Below are 24,081 nucleotides of genomic sequence, written 5' to 3'. Positions count from 1 at the left end.
TGCTATTTTTTTGCGGAAACCCTATGATCTCTTATCTTGTCTCTAACTTTGCGAAAGGTGAGCTGAGCAATCTTGTTAAAGAGTGTTTTGGCACAGACTTTCCAGACATATTCAGAAAATCGCAAGTCGATTATATATACCGTTATCTCAAAGACTTGGATGCTCAATCAGTATTACTTGAACCAGAATATGTAGACAAAGATTATCTTGAGGACTTCAATCATTATTATGTAAAGTGTTTTGGAAATAATGGGTTCAGAACAGCTAGACTCCACTTTTTTTCCCAAGAATTAGATCATAAAAAAATGACTGAATGCTTAGCACATGGAGATCAAAAAAAAGTTCAAGTCTTACAAGAATCTTACCTCGGATTTGTAGTAATTAAGCCATTAGCGAAAACTTTTATTGGTAAAACATGTCTGAAGCCCTACTCAACTTTTAATCAACCTGATAATTTGAAACGATGTTTAATGAGAGAGTATTCTGTTGATTTATTCGGCATTCCACTAAAAGTAATGTCTGTAGCCTTTCAGGAACAAGATAAGGTAGTTTCGGCATGTGCAACGACCGCTATTTGGTCATCATTACATGCGATGCACTGGAAGAGTGTGCGAGAAATACCTGCATGTAGTGAAATAACAACAAATGCCCTCAACCACATTAGCGGATCAAGCAATAGTTTTCCCAATCACGATTTATCAAATAAACAAATTCTTCGAGCATTAGACTTTGAAAAGTTAAAACATCACACAGCTGATATTACTGCCTATACTGATCATGATTTCTTTACTACAGTGAAAACGTACATTGATAGTAGGATACCGCTTATTCTTGGTGTTGATGTGTATCGCAAAAGAGATCAAAAGCTAAGCAGATTGGATGGACACGCTATAACAATTATTGGCTATAAGTGGGCTGATAAGGAGGAAAAGCGGGCTATATATGTTCATGATGATCGATTGGGGCCATTTGCAAGAGCTACATTTGTAAAACTAGATGAGAAACAAGTAAGTGCTGATGTAAAGTGGGGACTTGCGCTTCAAGAAAAAAATGATGATGGAGGCTGGGCTCTCCCTCATGAAGTACTTGTTCTGAATAGTTTAATAATACCAGCCCCGCGTAAGGTGCGCTTACCATCAAGCTTTGCTCGTAAGACTTGTGTACGTATACTGAACGGTTATGAGGACATGCTTACTAGGGTTGCTCCAACTGTTGGCAAACATGCTGTTGAAAAGTTCAGAAATAAACTGACGTTTGATGTAACATTGTCGGAGATTTCAGATATTCGACAAGAATTATTCAATCAGGAATATACAGGTGAAAACTCTGAATTATTGAAGAAAGAAAAAGTAAAATTTCTTACTAGTAGTTATGCACGTTTTCAATGGGTGGCTAGTTTCAAATTTGATTCAAAACCAATTTTCAAGATACTATTCGATGCAACTGATATTCCGCAAGGAAATGCTGTGTCAGCCCTATTTATAGAAGATAAAGAACTGACCGACATTGTTCTGGTAAGTCATAAGCAGATCTCTGCCAAAGATAAAACTTTGCCTGAAATAGATGCTAAAAGCTTTTATGGCTCATTTCTCAAGTATCTTAAACCTAAGGCTGAGAGTTTAAGTTCATATCTTGATAAAACCTTCGGTGAATTGCGAGCGCCAAAGTATATTAAAACGAGTGAAATGGATCGTGGTGATATACTAAATTCAAAAGTAGATAAATATTATAGTTCGATTAAAAATCGCTTGGAAGATAAGTATCCAAATATGGAAGTAGATAATCCAGAATCTTTCTTAATTTGGACAATTTCAAGTGAAGGGGTGTTACTAATCGGACATGAAGAATATGGAAAAGGGCACCCAACTCTTACTGGCTTCAAACCTTCAAGAATCGCTGGAGAATTAAAACAGACTCGTAATGGATGGGTAATTAATGCAAAATCTGGGCGGTATAGCACAGATTACAGCAATACCCATGAACTTCTGGCTAATGCACTTGAAAAGTTCAAAGATATTTTTCCTAACTCAAGAGACGCAATAAGTGCAGATTTTTACAAACCTAAAAAAGTGAGTGTTGTTAGTCCTAAGTTTTATTTAATTCTAAGGAGTAGATTCTGATAACATGCTGTATAATCTCGAAATATTATAATCAAGTATTCTATTTTGAATAAAAATAGATGTGTCAAGGACTTACTTTAATGTTAGATTACTAAAAACGTATGTGTTAATTGCTTATAAGCTATTGATATCTAATAAATGTTAACCCCATTGACATCGTGGAGGTCTCCAGTTCGAGTCTGGATATACCTACCAAGATTTTTAAAGACTTATAAGTGATTCAAAAGCTTATAGGTCTTTTTTTTTGTGCTTTTATTGCATCTCTATTATACGTGAATTCAGAAAAATTGCAGAAACTGGCGGTATATTCAACATGTTTGCAATAAGTTAGCAACAAAATAAAAATACCTAGAAAATGTAGCAATACTTGGCGTATTTAAGTTAAGTACTAAGGTGCTTCAAACCTACCTTAAATTTAACTTACATATATAAAGATATATGTACATTTAATCATTAAATTACATTTTTAAAAAAATCATAATAAAAAAATAAATAAAAATGAGTTATAGTCTAAATGATTTTAAATTGCAGGAATCACACTATTGAGTATTCATGAAATAGTACTTCAAGATGATAAATTTCATTTACATAAACTTGTCAAAGTTAAAGATAGTATTTATGATCCAGTCAAAAAAGATGAATCTACTTTGTGGTTTTGGATTTACTCAGACACATCTGAATTTTTTTACTTTGAATTATGGGATGAACTTGATCATGCAAGAATAAACGAAAATATTAATTATAAAAATTGTAACTTTAAAGTAGTTAGTATTAATAATAACAATAAAATGAATTACTCATAAAACTTAATTATATTAAAGATAAATAATTTTCATAATAATTTAAAACATGTACCTAAGGTAAAAACGATTTAACTTTATCTATTTAGGGATGGTAACAATACATTTCTATAGGTATAGAAAATTAAAAGTGAAAACTTAACAAGCGGCCAACAAGAGATTAATCCATTCATTAACTAGACTCAGTTTGTAATGGCGCTGGGAAGCTTGTTACTTTTTTAAATTAGTGAAAGCATCTATATCTGGTGAATCAGAGCAACTGGGTTCGAGTCAATCGGTCAAACTTTAAAATTCTTTAAAAGAGAGGGTCCATAACCCTCTCTTTTGATATTTAAAGAAAAGAGGAGATTCCTCGTTGATTTAAACCGACCTTTTTACGCACTCGAGTTTGCTTTTCTTTCAAAAGCTCATTTAATAAGCTATTTAAATGAGCATTATTGAGGGCTGCTGGCGTAAATGAGTCATAGCCAAGCTGATTAAAAAATAAATCAACTTTTGAGCACTTTTGCACGTATTTCATTGACCAGTTTTTAAAACTAATTTTGTCAATATCCATGATTTCAAATTCAAAAATGCTATTGTGCCTAGCGTCATTTTTTATACTTTGAAATAACGCTTGAACTATAGACTTTTCACCTTCAAGACATTGAAAAAAATGATTATTGGCATAATATAGAACGCCAAAAATTTTATTTTTTCCATTAAAATCACGCGCAGTATTTAAGATAGCATTTAAATCTTCAATAAGGTCATTGGCTAATTCATTTCGAGTACTCGCATAGCACAATCGAATTAGCATACATCTTTCCTCAAGTTACGTAGATTCGTATAAAAAATCTTATTCATTGATATCAAAATTATATGGCTCAATAGCGTATTCACCCGCTAAAAGGTCGATAAAAGAAGGGATCGTCTCACTAGAAAGAAGAAATGGATTGAAATCATCACGATGATTTTCTAGGAAAAAGTCACCAAGTCTTTTATTGACAGGGGCAAATTTCATATTCCAATGCTTAAACAAACCTATGTCGCATTTTTCGTAATATAAAATCTCACAGTTTTGATGACGTTGATCTTTTAAAATTTGATTATAGAACAGATCATCAACTTTACTTTTATGTCCTTCAAGACATTGAACAAAATATCCATGTCCATAGTAAAGAACGCCTGTGATTTCATTGCGAGAGTTGAAATCAACAGCTGTGTTAAGAATTTCTATCAAATCATTCTTAAGATTTGGATGAGTACTCGTAGCTTTACTTGCATATAAAACTCTTACAAATTCCATTAGAAGGCTTCCACGATAAATAATTACTTCGAACTAAGTGCTAACGCTTTAATTTTATTAATAAGCTTTATGTATTCACATAGAAAGATTAGTAACGATGACTACAATACATTGATAATTAATCAAAAGCTAACAAATCGTACCAATGGGTCGAAACATGAAATGTAAAGTTTTTTAACACTGTTTGAGTGTTTTGTTACTTCATAAAACAAAACGAGTGTATGGTTAAAATTAAATATTTGAAAATAATATATTTTATTTATTTTTATTGAATTTTATGTGGTTAAAAAATATACATATGTGCGAAATTTCTCACAATCATGTAAGCCATGGATTATATCGCTAAATTTCATATTATTTATACTGCCTAGATACACCACAAGTGCTCATCATTATTATAAATCTGAATCTTAATTTAAGGTGATTGTCGCTAACGCTTAAATTAAAATAATTCGTTATAAAATTGATGTGCTAAATAAAAAGTGTTGTGTATTGGGGGAGTCTTCCCCCTTAGTCGGACTACTAAGGGGGGAGCATTTTTATAAATATGAAATGAGAGGGGATGAAATGCAAATTTTAAAAAATATTGTTATTTTTATTGTCTCTGTTTTAAGTATTTCATTGCTCATTATTATTTTTGATAAATTGGGGATGAATAAGAAATTCAACTTGTTTTTATCAGCTTTGCTGTATGGGGTATTGATCACAATTTATTTACAAAAGGTATTCCTAAGCCTATCTTTCTTTTTAGGGTTTTATAGCCTTTTATTCATGATAAGTTACTCTGTTGAAGTCATCGTCATGCTTTTTATTTCTTGTTCTGTATTATTGATTATAAAAATGATTATGCCGAAATTAAAGGATACACGCGTCGATCGATATTTTATTCTTAATAAATTGTATAAAAAGTAAATTTTAGCAATTACTTTTTTAAAATAGTAAGTTGATCTTAATTGTTATGCTTAAATTTTAGTGTTATTTTAAGTGAAAATATATTCTAAACTAGAACATTTTAATCACATAAAATAACACTCGAATTAAATTATTAATTTATAGTGTTATTTTAAATCAAAATATATTTTAGGGAGTACTATATTATGTTTCGTTGGGCGATTATCTTTGCTGTAATAGCACTTATAGCGAGTCTTTTAGGATTTGGTGGTGTAGCAGGTCTTTCAAAAGATTTTGCAGTTATTCTATTAATCGTAGCTGTTATCCTTACTGTGATTGGTTTTATTTCTCGTGGAAAGGTATAGTCATTATAAACCATCTAACGGTAGAATTTAGTCATTCTATCGTTGGATATAATGAATTTGAAAATACTTAAATTACTTAATAAATTTGAACTGAGCATATTATGAAAAATATTAACTATGATTTTGTTTTAGAACAAATTTATAATTTTTTACTTTTAAGACCTGATTTTAATAGCAAAACAAATTTTGAGAAGATCGCTGAATATTTCAGAGCTTTAAATGAGGGCACAGATGATGAGTTTAATTTTGAGAAACCAAACAAAATCTCGGGTAAATTTGGCAGTAAAAAAAATATAGTAATAGTCAACGCACCCGAAATAAATAATAAAAATAAATTTTTGGAATGGGTTGATCGGCAAATAAATCTATAAGGTTTTTGATTAAGGGTATCTATATGCATCATAGACATAAGCGCAAAAAAGCAACATTGATTTCAGAATGGTCAACTGATCAAGACTGCTATTTGATTGAAAATAGTTCATTACCTATTGAAATGTTAAAAGATTCATTATCATTCTCTGAAGAAGAAATACTTGAGAGAAAGATGCAGTTAGGATTAGTTCGCCAGCAACGACAAATGATGAGAAGCAGTTGAATCAAATATTCTAGCTTCTCAATTCATTTTTATAATTTTAGCCTTAATTTAATCGGTCTAAAGTGACTAAGAGTTACCTCATAGAATATCTTAACTAATCAAAACTACATCCTGAATATAAGATGCTACACTCTTGGTAGGTAGTTTTTAAAAGATGCAAAAATTTAGGGCTGTGTGTTTAGCTACTCGAAGTGAATAATCATAACGAATTTCTGTTTCTTGGCCACCTTTAATAGGGTCAGCTAAGGCAAATCAGCCATCTTAGTAGGTATATTTTAAAATAATGCATAAAATTTATTCAAGTGAAAGTCAGTTACTAAAATCATTATACTTAAAATAAATACCTATACATGAGAGCTATTAAAAAGTGACATTGTTTACATGATTTTGACAGAAAATAAACTTAACTAATAATTCAAAATGGAGTTATGTAGGTGATAATGGGTTATCAATTTTAATCGATAAATTGTTAATTATTTCATGTATAGATTATTTATAAAATTTTAAATATTATAAGTTTTATATTTAATGGTTTATAAAACTATTTGATTAAGATTTTTGAATTATCTTAAAATAAGTGAGGAACTATTATGAAGATTGCTTTAATTGGCGCAACAGGTATGGCGGGTTCACGTATTTTAGAAGAGCTTGTTTCACGTGGCCATTACGTTAAAGCCATCGCACGTAATACACATAAAGTACCAGATACAGAGCGTGTCTTATCCGTAGATGTGGACTTAAATGATCATGAAGCGCTTGTAGAAGCTCTAAAAGGGCAAGATGCCGTGATAAGTGCTGTTCCTTTTCATGGGTTAGATGCGAATGCATTGATTAACACAATTCGGGATTCTAAAGTTAAGCGTTATTTGGTTGTTGGTGGTGCTGGTGGACTGACTATTCCCAACAAAAATGTACGCTTATTGGATACGGATGATTTTCCTGCCGCATATAAACCTGAAGCAGAAGCTGCTGTAAATTTTCTTGAAAAACTTAAACACGTTGATGATATTGAATGGACTTTCATATCACCTTCGGCTGAGTTTGCTCCAGGTAAACGTACAGGAGAATTTCGTTTAGGAAAAGATGAACTTATAATTGGTAAAGATGGCAGTAAAATTTCAGCTGAAGATTTTGCAATAGCATTATCTGATGAAATTGAAAATAACAACCATATTAATCAACGTTTTACTATTGGATACTAAGAAATGTATAAAGGCCCTCGTTTGAGGGCTTTTTTCTATAAAAATTAAATTGATGATTTTAGCGTTTTCTAGACTTATTTGTACTCATAAGTGTTTTATTTTAAATGTTTTTTAATCGTTGCTGAAGAACATTTTATTTATATTGAATAAATATAACTGTATAGTTTAATTGAATTAAGGATTGCAAATTTTAAAGATTGTGTTTAAAAGTTGAATAGACAATACATGTAATATTTTTATGATGATAAAACAGTTAATTATGGTTAATAAGGTGTCTGAAAAATCATTATGAATTACATTAGTGGTCATAATTGATAAAAATAAGACCAAAATTAAAATATAGAACTTGCTATTGATATATGGATTTGTCATGAAAAGCTCTTTTTTGAATTGTTATAGTATAACACTTTTATGTATAGACTTATATGTTGGAAATGTTATGAAACAAAAAGTACTCTTTTAAAAAATCTATTAGTTTCTTAGTTCAATCAGTAATTTTTTATTTATATGTCGATTAGTTATGAGAATTTTAAGATATTGCTATGGTAGTCTCTAAATGAGTCTTGTATAAAAAACAGATTAGCGCGTAAAGATAAATGATCTATTGCCATTGGTTTTAAAATCATCATCCCTAGTTGTGTAAATATTAATTCATTTAAATCAATGATATTTTTGATTTTGTTGTCATTTGAAGATGAATTATTTTCCGTGCTTTATTCATTAAACCTATATTGGATCACATTTGGATTGGGGCATACTTGGATTAGTGCTGAGTAAAATGATCTGAACAGTTACAACCATTGTAGATAAGACTTTAATTTTTACATTTTAGACTTCTTCATAAGTCCTTTAAAAACCACAGATCAACATAAAAGCCCCTCATCCTCGCTTTCTTTCAAAGGGAGGAGGAACTTTCAATACCAATATGATTCACTCCACATGATCATTTTTGATTTATGCAAGATCTTTTTTAGAACTGTGTTGGTATAAATATATTAGGAAATATAAGAATAGAAGAAGAAAATAACTAAAAAATTAATTTTTATTGGCATGAAATCTCAAAATGATAGAAATTCAAAATAATAGTAGTTGATTTTCAACCTAAGATTGAATTAGTATATCTACAAAATACGATATAGTGAATCGTAACTTAAGAACTAATGCCCGGATAACTGATCTTTCTGATAAGTTAAAGAGTATTTGGGGGGGAGGTACGAAATTCTTTATCTGGTTATGACAAGCGATTTAGGAAAGAGGGTATATGCACAAATTTTCAAAAATTGAGCTGGTAACAAATCATTTAACTAAAGCGCTAGAGGATTATCTAAAATTAAAAATGAGTTGTGATGGCGTATATACACAGACGACAAAAACAGAAGATGAAAATTATAAAATTGAAGTCGTTATTGATCCACCAAGTGATGTTTTAGAAACCTTTAAGAATATAGCACATGATATTAAAGATTACTTAGATACTATTGATTATAAAGGAAAATTTGAGTTTAAATTTATTGTGTAGTGACTGATCGGTTACATGTAATATGTCATATTTTCATTGAAGTAAACTTCGTGGATTTTTTATCCGCTTTTATGATTTATATACCCACAAGTCCAGCTCTTTGTGGGTATTTCTTGTATCATTTTTAAAATAAATGCCAATAAGTACCAAGTTTCATATCCCATTCTTTAGGTTCAATGACCATTCTTCCAGCATTAGGTGTTAGGGTTATTTCGCTGAAATAGATATTATTTTTTGATATTAGAAAATCTATTCGGCTATAACCGTATTTAAGGCAGAGCGCTTGAGATAGCTCAATTAAGATATCTAACCGAGCTGGTTTCTTTAAATATGCAGGGCTATTGTTTTTTAAATCAACTGTAAATGGTTGGAGAGTCCACGATGTATCGTAAATATTTGAATATTCATTTTTGAGGCAATCTTGTACATCGACTTCAATAAATTTGGGTTGACCTTCAAAGCAATGAACTCTACATGTGGTAATGGTTAATTTAGTCTCTTGGTCTATCAATAACTCAACATATTGCTCAGCTAAAATTGATGGCTTAATATTTTTGTAATGCCATTCTCTTTTTCTGAAATACATATTTTGTTTTAAGTGATGCGTTAACTTATTTTCAGCATTTCTTTGATCAAATTGACGCTTATCATTGCATACGATTGCACTGCCACTATCATGATTGCATTTCAAAACGAATCTGTCGGGCATTCGACTAAAGTCAATTTCATTGAAAGATTTATATACGCCGATCAATGGGACCAGATGGGAAGAACAAATTTTATTGCTGATCACTTCTCTTACAGCCAATTTATCAGCTAATAAGGTATGTAATGGATCTCTTTCGAAAATCATTCTTGCTGTGACTTTTTCATTAAAACTTTTAGGTTGATCAAAATTGGGAATATAACCAAGTTTATTAATAAAACGTTTGGTTAAATATTCCTTATCAGAGACAAAATATGCTCTTATAACTTTTGCAAAATAGGTGAGATTGTCAATCATTTGTCAAAACCCAATTAATGATCGTCTAAGTATAAATAAGCAATACTTAAAAAAATTTTAAAAAGCGAATGACTTTATGTATGAGTATTATAGTAAGAGGCTTATTACTCTGAATATTTCATGTTTACTTTCACTTACGGGGTGATTGGAAAAGTTTATTAGACTACGTTTTTTGAATTATAAATTATATTTAATCAATAGGTTAAATCAGTTCTTTATATGTGTGATACGGCATATTGTTATTAAGCACGTGGTTATTGTAATTCATGCAAATTTAAGCTTTAGATCGCTTAGAAGTACAATCCTTGGATGATTTTGCTAAGGATTTAAGCAGTCTGTTACATAAAATTTACGATACATATATGAAGCTTTACCAAAAGGTAAAATATTTTCTTGAATCTTAATATGAATTGTGTAAAATTTAATCAGTGAAGAAGGTTGTGCTTTTCACTTTGACTTACTATTTAAGTCTTTAATAAACCCACCTATTTTTTAGGTGGGTTTATTAATTTTAGCCTAATCAATAAATGCTAGGTGTCTGGCCTGGCTTCTATCTAAAATCATAAAAAAGATTTAAAAAATGAATATTAGTATCTGTAGACAACTGAATAGTTAAGTTTTATTTGAAGAATATTGAGGGTTTAATGTGAATTTCAGCACGTTTTTTAATAAAGATGAATGAATTCATATTCCGAATAGCTACGGTAAATTGATATTCTGCTTACTAGCTTGACCTAATAAAGTTCAAATAATGTGCTCTTTGGTCCAATAATGTGGTCTATTATTTTTTTGTTTAAAATTTATATGAAGGTATGGGTTGTTTATTTATAGATTTGATGTAAATTCAAAACAACATCTTTAAAATTAATTCTTATGAATATTTGCATAGGCGGTCCCTGGCATGGAAGTAAGTTGCTTGGAAATGATAATAAAAAGTCTTTTAAAGTAAAAGGCAAATTAGCAGATTCAACGACAAACTACTTCAAAAGAAAAATTCAATTTAAAAACGTTTTTTATATTTTTTGGGTATCTGATGAACTGATGTTATTAGATGAGAATGAAATTATTAAAAATTTTTTACTTAAAAAATTAAATATTGTTGTTTAAATAAACTTCATATAAATGAAAGACGCTAAGGCGTCTTTTTTTTTAATCTTTCCGTTCTGCCTTGCTGCATTTGGGTTAGAGTGAAATGGTGATCATTTAGGATCATTCATGAATTTTTTATTTTAATTGTTTGATGATTTATTTTAACAAATGGTAAAAAATATATCTTAAGTTATTTAAATTGTTTGATATTTTACATAATTTATTGTATAAAAAAGAAACAACAATAAAATGAGGGTGAAATTATGATAGACAAATCAATAAACATCGTTTTTTTCTTTTCCGTATTTATTGCTTTAACTTTACTTGTGCACCTGTTGGGAAATGTGCCAACTGGAATATGGTTTCCAAAGTAGAACTGTTCAATGGTAAAGCTCATCTTGAGATGGGCTTTTTATTTTATGGAGGGATTGATTTTGATCCAACTATTAAAATGTATGTTTGGCTTTCATCGTGTGATTGAGACACATTATTGTAAAGATGGCGAGTTGGAGGTTTGTCATCATTGCTTAAAAGTTGTTAAAAAATAATCATATAAATGAAATGACAAAGAATACATGATATTTCAATTTTTATACTCAATTCAAAGTTAAGCTGTTCATAATATTTTTTTACTTTGCGATTGTGAGTTTTTAAATGCCAATACCTAAAATGAGTGAAACTAACATTGATTCTAATCAAGCAGCATATTTTTCAATTGAACAGCTTAAAAGATTTTTGAAAACACAAATTAGGTTAAGAGCTGATCAAGGAGAGCTATTTGTAAGCGAATACATCACTACAGATTTTGCACAACACGAAATAGTTAATCTGGGTGAAGAATTTAAGAAAGCAGGCTACAAGGTGAGGATCAAAAATGCTGGTAAAGAAAAAATATTTTCTATTTTTTGGAATTAAAGCACTGTAAGTTTTAATATCTCCAGAAAGAAATAACCACAACTTGATTCCACCACCTAAACGAACCTAATTTTACTTTTTGATAGGGTTTAATTTTTCAATCAAGATAGCCTCAACGATGAAAATTACTTCAAAAGTCTGTCTCGTTTTATTGTTGGGATGAACCACATGTCAAAAAAAGATACACATTCACAAGATCCACTATAAGACTCTGCATTTGCTGGATCGAGACTATGAATAGAAGTCAGCTATTGGTCCTGTAGAGGGAATATGGCATAGTTCTGCTATCGAGATGTAGTCAACTGAATAGCTCCTGATCATTGGGAGATTTTTATATGAGGCTTATGGGAGAGCAAAGTGAATAATTTAGAAAATGAAGATTTAGAACAGCAATCTCAACAAGAGCAAAAAGACTCTAGCGTAATGAATGATATCGTGAATTCGATCAATCCATTGGATGCCGTTGATTTGATCGTGGAAACAGGTCGCTTGATTGTGAATACGAGTAAAGATATTGTTTCTGATATTGCTGACAACATTGATATAGATATAAGTTTTTAAAATCAATTCGCAAATGCACCCATCAAAAGTTGGGGCTTTAATTTATATGATTGAACTTTTTTGTATATGACATTCAAATCAATGATGAAAAAAATCTCCTTGGCATTTCTTTTATTGAATTCGAAATTTAGCTTTGCTGATCCAATAAAACCAACTTTTCTTGAAGAAAAATTAGATATTAAAAAGTTTAAAAAAGAGCTAGATGATAAACATACATCTAAAATAAAAAAGTCGCTTTTTCTTGTAAAAAGAGAGCCGAAATTGGACCAGCCTAGATATAAAGCAGTTATGCTAAGAGTCGCTAAGGATAGGCAGGATAATTCTTTTAAATATATGAAAATGATCAATTATGTAGACTGTGATAAAAATAAAACCTATACATTTTTGTCATTTTATGATGAAAATGGCATTACACATGGTATTGGTTCATCTAATGACGATCTTGCAGATGATAGCCCATTAAGAAAACAAGTCTGTATCATTGAATGATGGTGAATAGTTGAAGAAGTATGCTTATTTTATGATTTAAAATTGACACATTTCACGTTATTTAGTAAAACTGTGATTGTTAATTCATTATAGTGAATAAACATACAATAATCCTTAATCAGCGCAAAATTAAGGGGAAGCCTCACAGTGATGTGAGGCTTTTTTATTCGAATGATTTATTCCAAGCGGCGTTCGAAATCATTACTGAGTAGATCTCTGTGACTTTGTTTAAAACTAATAAAGATCATGCTCAGCTTTAAAACGTTCTAGATTCCGAAGTGCATCTTGATAACGTGAGCGTACTTGACTGCTATTGCTTCGGAGGTCAGATAATTTCTTTTTATAGTCATCACGATCTTTGGTAGAGAGGTCTTTACTATCTAACTTTCCAAGATAGTAATCTAGGTTGTTTTGTGAGGTATTAAACTCTGAATTCGCATGATAAAAGTTATTGGCGACTTGATAATAATGACGTAAGGATTCACGTTTCTCTGCAGGACAAACTCGAAAATTACCGCGACCTTCTAAAGCTTCATAAAAAATATTTTCAGGTTGACAGTAAGCCCCTAACCCTTTTAGATAACCCATTTCATAAAGATTTTGACTAGGAATAATATTGGCTTTTTTACAGGAGGAATAGTATTTATCTAAGTGGGATTTATTTCCAGCAGCGCCATCTTTTTCGCCAACGTTAAACCAATTTGCAGTTTTACATTGTTCAACACTCATTGCAGCACAGCCGGAAAGTAAAACCGTAAAGGTAGATAAAATTACTATAAGTTTCATGAAAAATTCTTCCAAACGATTTTTGAATTACTTTAAAAAATGATTTTATCATGACAAGATCAACAATTCCCTGATCATTAATATTGATTCACATGAAAAGTGAATCTAAATTATTAAAAATACAATAGGGTTTTTATCTTGATTCTGCAGCTATTGCCGATATCGTATTTTAACTTTGGCATATCTTCAGCTTGAGCATAATGTTTGTATCGCAGTTGATAAATATAAACCTAGGAATTCTATCTCCAAAAGAACAGAACTGCTAAATTCTTAACTTCATTTAATTTAAAAATAACGGATGGACAACTAAATTTAATAGATTGATAATTTGTTCAGATTTTTCTAAAAATAGGATTTTTCATCTAACGCTATAAAAATAAAGTGGATTAAAACAAGACTACAAATCCAAAACATAGATAATCATTGAGCTTAGTGCAGTCACGATTACACAGAAATTTATCGTTACTTATTTAATTTCATAAAACTTATATACTATGATTTTATAGTTAAATTTACATTGATCTTTAAAGTGGCTTAATTCTAATGTTTGCGAAGATCGTTTTTACTGTATCGGTAGTCTTATCCATAGTTTTTTTTGTTCTAGGTTTAACGGAAGCTATTGTTGAGTTTATCGTTATTGGATGCCTTGGTTTTATCGCATCGGGCTTGATTTTTAAACAAATGAAAATATCATTCAAGCAGAATGACGACTAATTTTGTGGTTTTAACCAAGAGTACTTTTGGCTAATTTTTATTGTCAAAAAATGCTATGCAATCATGGTGTTGGATTTAAAAATTAATTGGATATTTTTGAACTGTAATTATTTTTACAGATTTCTTATCTACTATTTGCCTATGAAAAACAAAACAAACAAAAATTATAAAAGTTGCTAAAAGAAGAAGATCTAATTTTACTATAGTGATGTAAGCACTGAGCTAAAAAGTTCAAAAGCTTGATAGAGCCCTCATTGGAGGGCTTTTGTGTGTCAAGGTGCTGAAAAACATTAAAAAAATCACATATTATTATAATAAGATAATATTTTATTATCATTTTATGATATTTTTATGTTGTTATATAGTGTTATAAATCTATATAAATCATCTTATATTGAATAAAAGGGGTAAAAAATAATGGCTAAAATTGACTTAAATCCATTGGCTGAAATTGATGGCTTCACAGCAGCAGCACTTGTAGACTATACAAGTGGATTATCACTTGCCGCTCAAGGAACGGGGATCGATTTAGAACTAGCTGCTGCTGGAAATACGGAAGTTTTAAGAGCAAAAATTAAAACAGCAAAAGCACTAGATTTGAAAGATACGATTGATGATGTTTTGATCACACTCGGGAAGCAGTATCATTTATTACGTCCACTTGAAAAGAATAGCGATTTATTTTTATATCTGGTATTGGATCGCCAAAAATCGAACTTAGCGATGGCAAGACATGAACTTCGAATTTTTGAAAAAGAGTTAGATTTTTCCTAAAAACATCGATTGGCTATTATATTGGATAAGGTGTAATAGCCATTTTAAATCATCAATACTCAAAAATAGAAAGTATATTTAGCATATAAATACAGCCCGAATATAGGTTATCTAAAGATATTGAAACTTGAGTGAAATAGTCGACTTAAGTCTATGAATGTAAAGTTATAAATATGAATACTATAAAATAAAAAAATATCATTGAAAAACTCATAAATGTTATTAGAATTCTATTTCTAAATAAATTAAGAGATTGGGGATATGGAAAATAAAACAGCAAGATTAACTATTTTGATAGACCCGAACAAAAAGGAAGCTTTTGAGGAATTGTGCAATCGTCAGGATCTAAAGCCTTCACAAGTGGTTCGCCAACTGATTCGTGAGTATTTAGAAAAGCATGGTGTAGATTATGCGACTAAACCCACTTTACCGAAAAAGTAACATTTCATTTAACTATTTTATCAAGAAATAGGACTATGCTTTTAGGGGGAAAAGCGGGTTTTATTTCTATTGAATCAGAAAAAATTGAGTAAGATTGATCAAAAACATTGTACTAATTATTGAAGATTTTGATATTTATAAATTTTTAATGTATTTGATTCTTTAAAACTGACCAATTTGATCTTGATGATAGTGAGTAAAATAAGCAAAGGAAAGCTTACAAGCAGTTTGATGGCTTGTAAGCTTTCTTTTTTGTAGAAAAAGAAAGCTATAAAAAGTGCACCCAAAAATAAATTTTTGAATTCAACTTTGATAAAACTATTCCTTGAATTTGGTCTTTAAAAACAATACTTTTCATGTATTTGAGATTAAGTGTATTTGCATAAATTTACCTCAAGTTAAAAATATATAAATGATAATTATTATTATTAGTAATTGCATTTGAGATTTTGCTCAAATACAATACGCAACAATTCTTTCACAATTCCTCCGTAATTTAAGTTGCGTATTAACATGAATAAACAATTAAGATTTCAAACGCTGTCAATCTCTATACTCACAGCAATGTCAATTTCAGCATATGCAAAAGATACTTCTGAAGATGCGACAAAGTTAAAAACAATTGTGGTGACTGCGAGTAGTCAGGCAGTAGATGTTAAAGAAGCACCAGCAAGTATTAGTGTTATTACAAGCGAAGATATTGAAAAACAACCTGTGGGTAGTCTTGGAGAGTTATTAAGTAAAGTCCCTGGGGTAACAGGTGGAATTAGTCCTTCGAAGGAAGGTTCTAAGATTAAATTGCGTGGTTTACCAGACAATTACACACTGATTTTAGTTGATGGTAAACGCATCGGGTCTTCAAGAGATGTAAGTTATCGTCCAGATTTAGGTCGTCAGGATTTAAACTGGATTACACCCGATATGATTGAAAGAATTGAAGTCGTTCGTGGTCCAATGTCTTCCTTATATGGTTCAGATGCGATGGGAGGTGTAATTAATATTATTACTAAGAAGATTCCCAATGCTTGGGGCGGTAATGTCACTTTAAATTATACTCAGCCAACAACTTCGTCTGATTTAGGCACTTCTTTACAAACAGGTGTCATGGCTGCTGGTCCATTAACTGATACCTTAGGTTTACGCTTGACGGCAGGGATGACTGAACGAGAGGCAGATAAGAAATATTCAGCAGGTAACGGAACCACAGGTTCTCAAGATCAAAACTACAATGCGATGTTGCACTATCAGCCAACAGATAAACAGTCATTCAGTTTTGAAGCAGGGCACAGTATCCAAAAGAATGAAAAAGGTTCTCAAATTAACGCCAAAACAGGTGCAGAACAAGAGACTAGTTGGGGAGCTAAAAAATTAGAACATAATTCATTTAGCGTATCGCATGATGGTGAGTGGGCAATTGGTAAATCTAAGTTAAGCGCATACTACAATGATTATGATTCAAGTATTAATAAGGTTACGAGTAAATCAAATGAATTGATTGTTGAGGGTAGCTTAACCATGCCATTTGAGCTAATGTTTAAGCAAGTCTTAACTGTTGGCGGTCAATGGAAAAAACAAGAATTAACCAATACTGATACGATTGGTACTCTACCTGGTGGCAGTTGGGATGGGAAAAGCTATACCGACCCTAAGGTGGATAATAAAAATTGGGCATTATTTCTTGAAGACAATATTTCACTGCTCGATAATTTGACATTAACAGTAGGGAATCGTTTAGATCATGATGATAAATATGGTGAGCATCATAGTCCAAGAGGTTATTTAGTTTATAGTCCAATGGATGATCTTGTGATTAAAGGGGGGATCGCAAAAGGTTTCCGTGCACCAACTGTGAAAGAATCATCTCCTGGTGGGGCAACTGAATCTGGTGGGAATGGTTGCAATGGGTTAAGAGGTAAAATTTGGTATGACAGTAAGCAAAAGCCAGATACCTATACGGGTGGTAGCTGCTTTATGACAGGTAATCCAAACCTTAAGCCTGAGGAAAGCACAAACTATGAAATTGGTGTAAATTATACTGGTTTTGGTACAGACCTAGGTTTGACATTCTTCCATACAGATTTTAAAAATAAAATCACTTATTCGCCGTTAGGTCACGAAGGTGGTATTTGGTTTACTCGAAATGAAAATATTCAAAATGCAGTAACGCGTGGTCTAGAAATGGTTGTAAATTTCCCAGTTTTAGACAATCTAAAATGGAATAATAATGCAACGTATTTCTTAAAAGCAAAAAATGAAGATACTGGTGCAACCTTACTGACCACTTCAAAATTAACGGTAAATTCAGCCCTAAATTGGCAACCGATAGATCCACTCAATGTAGAATTGTCTGCGCAATATTTAGGTAAGCAATATTTAACTGATAAAAGCGCTACTCCTACGATGCAAAAACCACATACGATTGTAAATCTAGCAAGCAATTATCAAGTGAATGATAAGCTCACTGTACGTGGTGGCTTTACTAATTTACTTGATAAAAAATTGTCAAATGGTGCAGACGCATACTTCGTTGAGCGTCAAAAAGTATTTGTAGGCGCAACCTTTAAATTTTAATCAATCATACTGAAGTGAAAACTCACTTCAGTAATAAATCATGCGTTATGAAAACCATCTGCGGATGGTTTTTTGCTATGTATTTTTTATTTGGATGGATGGAATGCTGTGTATGAAATAGTGAAAACAATGATTTTTTAGGGTTTAGGTATTCTTCTATTCGTACCAAAATTTCCCCCAATATTTTTTGATCATTTTATAGGTTAATAAAATCAGTTGGTTATATATGTTTTAAAAAACTTTGGGTATTTTATGGTTTTTATATTTAACTTGCTGTTATCAGGGTGTTTTTTGATTTAAAATTATAGTTCACTGCCATATAGGCAGCTTAGAAAATTTGTAAATGACACTCCTGCAAGCAAATTTCGTTCACTGCCATATAGGCAGCTTAGAAATAATTGTGGTGGTGAGGATCGTTTTCGCTTTGGTTCACTGCCATATAGGCAGCTTAGAAATTTCATGCCATTATTGTTGACAATGGCGTTTGGTTCACTGCCATATAGGCAGCTTAGAAAACACGAAGAAAAGAAACGCATTGCTTTAGAGCGTTCACTGCCATATAGGCAGCTTAGAAATTTTTTAATAAGGAGAGAATATCAGATTTTATGTTCACTGCCATATAGGCAGCTTAGAAAAAGCTGACGAGCCTTAAGGATTACATTTCTATGTTCACTGCCATATAGGCAGCTTAGAAATGCATATCGGTTAATCTTAGCTATAGCTTGCTGTTCACTGCCATATAGGCAGCTTAGAAATGAACAGATTCAGCAACAAATTCAAGATGCAGGTTCACTGCCATATAGGCAGCTTAGAAACTCTCCAATAAAATTTTCATTTATATATACATTGTTCACTGCCATATAGGCAGCTTAGAAAGAAGCGTCAGAAGTCTTGGTAAATGAGGATATGTTCACTGCCATATAGGCAGCTTAGAAATTTTGATTGAGCAGGCAATAGCGGATCAGCAGGTTCACTGCCATATAGGCAGCTTAGAAAATTATTTACGGGCTGGTTCTGGTAACGTTGCTGTTCACTGCCATATAGGCAGCTTAGAAACCGAACACTGATAAAGGCTTGACCAAAGATGAGTTCACTGCCATATAGGCAGCTTAGAAAAAGATCATGAAGAGCGAAGACACCCAGGTCCGCCTCACTGCCATATAGGCAGCTTAGAAAAAATGCTTGATCACCCGTCAACGTAACCCATTGTTCACTGCCATATAGGCAGCTTAGAAATGATTCATAAGTAAGTAAGTCGCGTTGACGAAGTTCACTGCCATATAGGCAGCTTAAAAATCAACGGAAGAACTAGATGAGATTTACTGCTAGACCAGCAGAGGCGTTTATTTTAGTTATCTTGATAATATTTGAATTTGTAGAGAAAGCTACCTTAACGGTAACTTTCTCTACATCTAACTCATTGGTTTATTTTAAGCTAAATCAATGTTTAGCTAATTATAAATAGGTTTCAGAATTACCAATCGTATTTTAACCCCACTCTAAAATTAGTTGGTGCACCGTAGTAACTATTCGTTGTGGCTAAATGATATTTTTCATTAAACAAGTTATTGATATTTAAATTCAGCAATAAATTTTTATTGATTTTATAACGTGCCATTAAATCAACCAAAGTATAGCTGTCTTGGGTAAAACGAGTCTTTACAGGGAGCGTTATATCAGAATAAATATCACTTTGCCAACGTAGGCCACCACCTATTGTTAGAGCTTGATCAAAGTAAGGTAGAGTATAGGTACTAAATAATTTAGCAGTATTATTTGGAATGTTGGTGTTTATACTATTACCTTGACTATTTTGTGATAAATTTCGAGTAAAACTTCCTGAAATTTGCCATAACTCAGAGAGTTTTCCCGTGGCTTCTAATTCAATACCGCGGCTTTTGGTTCCAGATTCCGCTGTATATGCTTGAGATCCATCGGGAGCAATGTGTGAATTATCGGGTTGTTCAGGAACAGCGACTGCAAAATTATCTTCTTTAGTTTGATAAACAGCAGCACCTATATTCAACTGATTATCAAAAAATTCACCTTTAATCCCTAGTTCAGTACTATTGCCGACAAGAGGGTCTAAATAGTCCCCCTTAACTGTCTTTTTATCTTGTGGTGAAAAAATATTGGTATAACTGGCATATGTTGTCCAATGGTCAGTTAAATCATAGGTAAGTCCTACATAGGGGATTACTTCACCACTTTCTTTATGGGTTTTGATATCTGTTGTATTTTTAGCATTGTCATGATTTATAGAGACACGTTTCCAGTCTTCTACACGTGTTCCTAAAATAATTGCTGCCTTATCTGATGGTTTTAACCGGACAGCACCGAATATTGAATAACTACTGTCATCGCCACTATACCAGCCGTCAATCATCGTCTCAGGTCGAGTTGGTGTATTGCCATTCCAACTGAAAATATTGTCTAATTTTCCATTCCAAGACATGCCATTATTCCAGCCTGAGTAGGTTGGACGTTGATTCTCACTTTTAGTAAAAGTTGTTCCCAAAACTAATTCATGGGTTTGGTTGAACAAATTAAATGAGCCATTCAGCGTTAAATTAAATAAATCTTGAGTAGGTTCATAATCCCAACGTGTTGCGTAAATTAAAGCACCTTTTCCAGTTTGTTTATCTATCCCTGAGCTATAAGCATAACCAACAACTTCATCTGAAGAGGTTTTTGTTCGAGAAAGAATACCTTTAAGTTTCCAATTGTCATTGAACTTGTGTTCAATATCTGCAAAAAATGCAGTAGTTGATCGATCTGAATACGTCCAGTCTGCAGCAGCCGAATCAGAGCGCGACCATTCAATTAAAGATCCATCAGTATAATATGAAGGTAATCCCCCACGGGCGATGCCTGAAATATCAATTTGTTGATAGCTAATTCCAAGACTTGCTTTGGTTCGATCTGTTAAATCTGCTTCAAGTACACCATAGGCAACTTTGCGTTCTTCTGAATAACGATCGATATAAGAGTCACCATCTTGATAAGCCAATACAGCACGACCACGGAGATTACCAGATTGATTCAATGGTGATGAAACATCGATATCTGTTCTATAGGCATCCCAAGAACCAGCACTAGCACTTACAGAAGCTTTAAAGTCTTGTAATGGTTTTTTTCGAACCATATTAATACTAGCACTTGCAGAACCAGCACCAGTCATTAAACCATTTGCACCACGCACAATCTCTATTCTGTCAAAGAGTGCAGTGTCTTGACTTTGAAAAATACTAGAATATGAGTTCAGTAATTTCACACCATCTAATAAATAGTTGTCTACAGTTTGACCTCGTGCATAAATTGGTGAGTTATCTGAGCCAATATTTCCACCTTGATTAATTGTTAATCCAGCAGCTTGTGTTACGACATCAGTTAATTGTGTTAAGTTTTGATCCTCCATTTGCTGACGTGTGATTACACTGACCAATTGCGGTGTTTCTTTTAGGCTGAGTGCCAAGCCTGTTGATGCGGTAGTAGCTTTAGCGGTATATAAACCAGAGCCTTCGGTTGTAAGGCTATTGGTATTATTGGCAGATACAGTGATGGTAGGAAGCTGAGTAGAATTTTGTTCTTGACCATCAGATGGGTTCGGTGCTGCGAATATAGATCCATTTATTAAAAAAATAGATCCGCCCCAAAGTGCAGTCCGAATTGCAATTGCTAATGCATGTTTGCTTTGATGTTCCTTCATTAGATTCTCGTATGAGTCATATTCATGTACTTAGTCGTTTTTGTTTTAAAAAAAGCTCATTTTTTTATTATTTAAATAGTGTGTATGTACTTGGATGCGAAAACAGTCGATCACAAGAGTGAATAGTGAGAGATAGAGAGGGCTTAAAACAACTTTTTTAATCAGTAAATGGATGTTAAATAAGTTTGAGATAAATTTTAAAATATGTTTAATTGGATTTATATACTGGTTTTTATTTAATCTATTGTTTTATAGGTAAAATTATTATGAATTAAATGTTGTGTTATAAATGCTGGAGCAGGCTAAAAAAGCTTGTTTCATATCTCGTTTTACCGTGGCTTCAGAAATATTAAGTTTTTCACCGATTGCGCGGTAGGTCATACCTTCCATTTGTGATAATAAAAAGACCTGTGCTACGCGTTCGGGTAGTCTTTCTAGTGTTTGATGAACTTGATACAAACTTTCTCGAATACATATTTCATGTTCTACAGATGGATAGCCATCCTGTGGTGTATGTATTAACGCATCTAAATATAAGTGTTCAACTTGTTGGTGGCGCCAATGATCAATAATTACATGTTTCGCAATTCCCAATAACCATGCTTTGGGTTCTTTAATATTTTCAAAACAGTAATTACTTTTTAATGCACGATAAAAAACCTCCTGACTAAGATCTTCAGAGTGATGATGGTTGTGAAGTTTATGTTTGAACCACAAAAGTAAAGTATTTTGATGGTCTTGATAAATATGATCAAACCATTGCTGCTTTTGTACGTTCAAATGCATAAGAGTTGCCTGTTTAAAAAGCGAACTACATGGAGTTTTGCTGGAGGAAGAAAGTGTTGAAAATAATGATAGTGATAATGATTATTAAATGCAATAATAAAGATTACAAAATGCAACATGATAATTAGCGAAGCTAACCTTTATTTATTCTTGATTATTAATGAGATGAACAATGGGTATCTGTGAAATTTCACTTTAATTATTTCGCAATTGTAAATTTTGATCGTTCTGCGACTTTATGAATAAGAGTTTTTATGAGTAAGCCATCTGTAAATGTAAATCCCAAAAAAAGTTTTATTGGCCGTAAATTTAAATATTTAATTGGATTTATGCTGCTGATTATTTTCGGACTAGCAGGCTTCTATTGGAAAAAAACCTCATCCAAACCCGCAGAGGAATATAGCCAATGGAGTAAACCTGTACCCGTGCGAACTGTGCCAGTACAACGACAAGATTTACAGGTTGAAATTAAAGCAATTGGTACAGTCATTCCTACGCATATTGTGAATGTACAAAGTCAGGTTTCCGGGGTTCTACAGCAGATTTATTTTAAAGAAGGGCAAACCGTAAAAAAAGGTCAGCTCCTTGCACAAATTGATCCAGCGCCGTTTCAGGTCTCACTTGCACAGGCTGAAGGAACACGGCAGCAGAATTTAGCACAATTGCAAAATGCTGAAACAGAGTTGCAGCGTTATCAATTGCTGTTTAAACAAGATTCAATTGCAAAACAACAAGTAGAACAGCAATTGGCGCTGGTCAACCAGCTTAAAGGTCAAATACAGGCGAACAAGGCGCAAGTAGATGCTGCAAAACTACAGCTGTCTTATACTAAAATTTATGCGCCTATTGAGGGGCGGGTTGGATTTAGACAGAAAGATGCTGGTAACCTTATTCAAGCCAATGAAAGTGCTGGTTTAGTCAGTATCACTCAAGTTCATCCAATTTTTGTGCAATTTTCAGTGGCAGAAAACTATTTAGCAAATCTGCGTCAATCATTAAAAAATGGCGATAAAGTGTTGGTAACTGCTTGGGATAAAACAGAGCAAAAACAACTTGCGCTGGGGCATGTACAAGCAATAGATAATCAGATTGATATCAGTACAGGGACTTTAAAAATAAAAGCAATTTTTGATAATTATGATGATGCCTTATTCCCAAATCAGTTTGTCAATGTGCGTTTAAATACTCAAACCATTCAAAATGCAATCAGTATCCCGAGTGATGCTGTACAACATGGTGCAAAAGGCAGCTATGTTTATATTATCAATCCGCAAAACAAAGCCGAAATTCGCATGTTAAAACTGGGGATGACCTCGAATGGTCAAATTGAAGTTTTAGACGGATTAAAGGGTAGCGAAAAAGTAGTACTTGAAGGAATTGATCGTCTTTCGGAAGGCAAAGAAGTTCAAATTGTTGTAGAGAATCAACAGCCAATTTCTACGGCCAAGCCAACTGCTGGATAA

Annotated in this window: 21 protein-coding genes and 1 CRISPR repeat array; of the genes, 15 read left to right on the top strand and 6 right to left on the bottom strand. The window is 32.3% G+C overall.

Annotated features, from left to right (window positions below; all coding sequences use genetic code 11):
• The first annotated feature begins 23 nt into the window (after positions 1-23).
• On the top strand, positions 24-2,120 hold the full coding sequence (locus FHR28_RS11750; protein WP_216076332.1) for a C39 family peptidase: 2,097 nt from the start codon (positions 24-26) through the stop codon (positions 2,118-2,120).
• 1,131 nt (positions 2,121-3,251) lie between these two features.
• Here FHR28_RS11750 and FHR28_RS11740 read toward each other — a convergent pair.
• Positions 3,252-3,719 carry a BLUF domain-containing protein gene (locus tag FHR28_RS11740; protein WP_166782643.1) on the bottom strand — a complete coding sequence of 156 codons (468 nt, stop codon included), beginning with the start codon at positions 3,717-3,719 and terminating at the stop codon, positions 3,252-3,254.
• A gap of 39 nt (positions 3,720-3,758) precedes the next feature.
• Positions 3,759-4,208, bottom strand: coding sequence for a BLUF domain-containing protein (locus FHR28_RS11735; RefSeq protein WP_166782642.1), 450 nt, complete (start codon positions 4,206-4,208; stop codon positions 3,759-3,761).
• A 567-nt stretch (positions 4,209-4,775) separates the two neighbouring features.
• Between FHR28_RS11735 and FHR28_RS11730 the strand changes: the two genes are divergently transcribed.
• The 6 genes from FHR28_RS11730 to FHR28_RS11705 all read left to right on the top strand — a co-directional run bounded on the left by FHR28_RS11730 (position 4,776) and on the right by FHR28_RS11705 (position 8,780).
• Positions 4,776-5,120, top strand: a complete 345-nt coding sequence (locus FHR28_RS11730; protein WP_166782641.1) for a hypothetical protein — start codon at positions 4,776-4,778, stop codon at positions 5,118-5,120.
• Between the two features lie 185 nt (positions 5,121-5,305).
• Positions 5,306-5,464: a DUF1328 domain-containing protein gene (locus FHR28_RS11725; protein WP_166782640.1), complete on the top strand. Its 159-nt coding sequence runs from the start codon at positions 5,306-5,308 to the stop codon at positions 5,462-5,464.
• 101 nt (positions 5,465-5,565) lie between these two features.
• Positions 5,566-5,835: a hypothetical protein gene (locus tag FHR28_RS11720; protein WP_004721225.1), complete on the top strand. Its 270-nt coding sequence runs from the start codon at positions 5,566-5,568 to the stop codon at positions 5,833-5,835.
• 23 nt (positions 5,836-5,858) lie between these two features.
• Positions 5,859-6,059, top strand: coding sequence for a hypothetical protein (locus tag FHR28_RS11715; RefSeq protein ID WP_166782639.1), 201 nt, complete (start codon positions 5,859-5,861; stop codon positions 6,057-6,059).
• Positions 6,060-6,649: 590 nt separating this feature from the next.
• A complete protein-coding gene (locus FHR28_RS11710; RefSeq protein ID WP_166782638.1) occupies positions 6,650-7,261 on the top strand; it encodes an NAD(P)-dependent oxidoreductase in 612 nt (203 codons plus the stop codon).
• Between the two features lie 1,261 nt (positions 7,262-8,522).
• On the top strand, positions 8,523-8,780 hold the full coding sequence (locus tag FHR28_RS11705) for a hypothetical protein (RefSeq protein WP_166782637.1): 258 nt from the start codon (positions 8,523-8,525) through the stop codon (positions 8,778-8,780).
• 124 nt (positions 8,781-8,904) lie between these two features.
• On the opposite strand, the gene FHR28_RS11700 is transcribed toward FHR28_RS11705, so the two are convergent.
• Positions 8,905-9,783 carry an ATP-grasp fold amidoligase family protein gene (locus tag FHR28_RS11700; protein WP_166782636.1) on the bottom strand — a complete coding sequence of 293 codons (879 nt, stop codon included), beginning with the start codon at positions 9,781-9,783 and terminating at the stop codon, positions 8,905-8,907.
• Between the two features lie 873 nt (positions 9,784-10,656).
• Here FHR28_RS11700 and FHR28_RS11695 point away from each other — a divergent pair.
• From FHR28_RS11695 to FHR28_RS11680, 4 genes are all read left to right on the top strand, one after another.
• Entirely contained in the window at positions 10,657-10,890 is a 234-nt protein-coding gene (locus FHR28_RS11695) for a hypothetical protein (RefSeq protein WP_166782635.1), read from the top strand.
• Positions 10,891-11,526: 636 nt separating this feature from the next.
• Positions 11,527-11,787 (top strand): hypothetical protein, encoded by a 261-nt coding sequence (locus tag FHR28_RS11690; protein ID WP_166782634.1) that lies wholly within the window; start codon positions 11,527-11,529, stop codon positions 11,785-11,787.
• Between the two features lie 357 nt (positions 11,788-12,144).
• Positions 12,145-12,348 (top strand): hypothetical protein, encoded by a 204-nt coding sequence (locus FHR28_RS11685; RefSeq protein WP_166782633.1) that lies wholly within the window; start codon positions 12,145-12,147, stop codon positions 12,346-12,348.
• 81 nt (positions 12,349-12,429) lie between these two features.
• On the top strand, positions 12,430-12,837 hold the full coding sequence (locus FHR28_RS11680; protein WP_166782632.1) for a hypothetical protein: 408 nt from the start codon (positions 12,430-12,432) through the stop codon (positions 12,835-12,837).
• 234 nt (positions 12,838-13,071) lie between these two features.
• On the opposite strand, the gene FHR28_RS11675 is transcribed toward FHR28_RS11680, so the two are convergent.
• Complete coding sequence (locus FHR28_RS11675) at positions 13,072-13,623, bottom strand: DUF2799 domain-containing protein (RefSeq protein ID WP_004721211.1); 552 nt, start codon at positions 13,621-13,623, stop codon at positions 13,072-13,074.
• Between the two features lie 1,131 nt (positions 13,624-14,754).
• Here FHR28_RS11675 and FHR28_RS11670 point away from each other — a divergent pair.
• The 3 genes from FHR28_RS11670 to FHR28_RS11660 all read left to right on the top strand — a co-directional run bounded on the left by FHR28_RS11670 (position 14,755) and on the right by FHR28_RS11660 (position 18,123).
• The gene (locus tag FHR28_RS11670; RefSeq protein ID WP_004721210.1) at positions 14,755-15,111 is read left to right on the top strand and encodes a hypothetical protein; all 357 of its coding nucleotides are present in this window, start codon (positions 14,755-14,757) and stop codon (positions 15,109-15,111) included.
• Between the two features lie 261 nt (positions 15,112-15,372).
• Complete coding sequence (locus tag FHR28_RS11665; protein ID WP_004721206.1) at positions 15,373-15,552, top strand: ribbon-helix-helix protein, CopG family; 180 nt, start codon at positions 15,373-15,375, stop codon at positions 15,550-15,552.
• Positions 15,553-16,065: 513 nt separating this feature from the next.
• Positions 16,066-18,123 carry a TonB-dependent receptor domain-containing protein gene (locus FHR28_RS11660; RefSeq protein ID WP_004721205.1) on the top strand — a complete coding sequence of 686 codons (2,058 nt, stop codon included), beginning with the start codon at positions 16,066-16,068 and terminating at the stop codon, positions 18,121-18,123.
• 307 nt (positions 18,124-18,430) lie between these two features.
• Positions 18,431-19,419: direct repeats of the CRISPR family, unit length 28 nt; unit sequence GTTCACTGCCATATAGGCAGCTTAGAAA.
• 178 nt (positions 19,420-19,597) lie between these two features.
• On the opposite strand, the gene FHR28_RS21915 is transcribed toward FHR28_RS11660, so the two are convergent.
• Both FHR28_RS21915 and FHR28_RS11650 read right to left on the bottom strand, forming a co-directional pair.
• Positions 19,598-21,832 carry a TonB-dependent siderophore receptor gene (locus FHR28_RS21915; RefSeq protein ID WP_228722059.1) on the bottom strand — a complete coding sequence of 745 codons (2,235 nt, stop codon included), beginning with the start codon at positions 21,830-21,832 and terminating at the stop codon, positions 19,598-19,600.
• 264 nt (positions 21,833-22,096) lie between these two features.
• Entirely contained in the window at positions 22,097-22,618 is a 522-nt protein-coding gene (locus tag FHR28_RS11650) for an RNA polymerase sigma factor (RefSeq protein WP_004721201.1), read from the bottom strand.
• Between the two features lie 254 nt (positions 22,619-22,872).
• On the opposite strand from FHR28_RS11650, the gene FHR28_RS11645 reads away from it, so the two are divergent.
• Positions 22,873-24,081, top strand: a complete 1,209-nt coding sequence (locus FHR28_RS11645) for an efflux RND transporter periplasmic adaptor subunit (protein WP_166782631.1) — start codon at positions 22,873-22,875, stop codon at positions 24,079-24,081.

The sequence above is a fragment of the Acinetobacter sp. BIGb0196 genome, from assembly GCF_011759595.1.
GTDB classification, from domain to species: Bacteria; Pseudomonadota; Gammaproteobacteria; order Pseudomonadales; family Moraxellaceae; genus Acinetobacter; species Acinetobacter guillouiae.
This window is presented reverse-complemented; position numbering and strand designations above follow the sequence as displayed.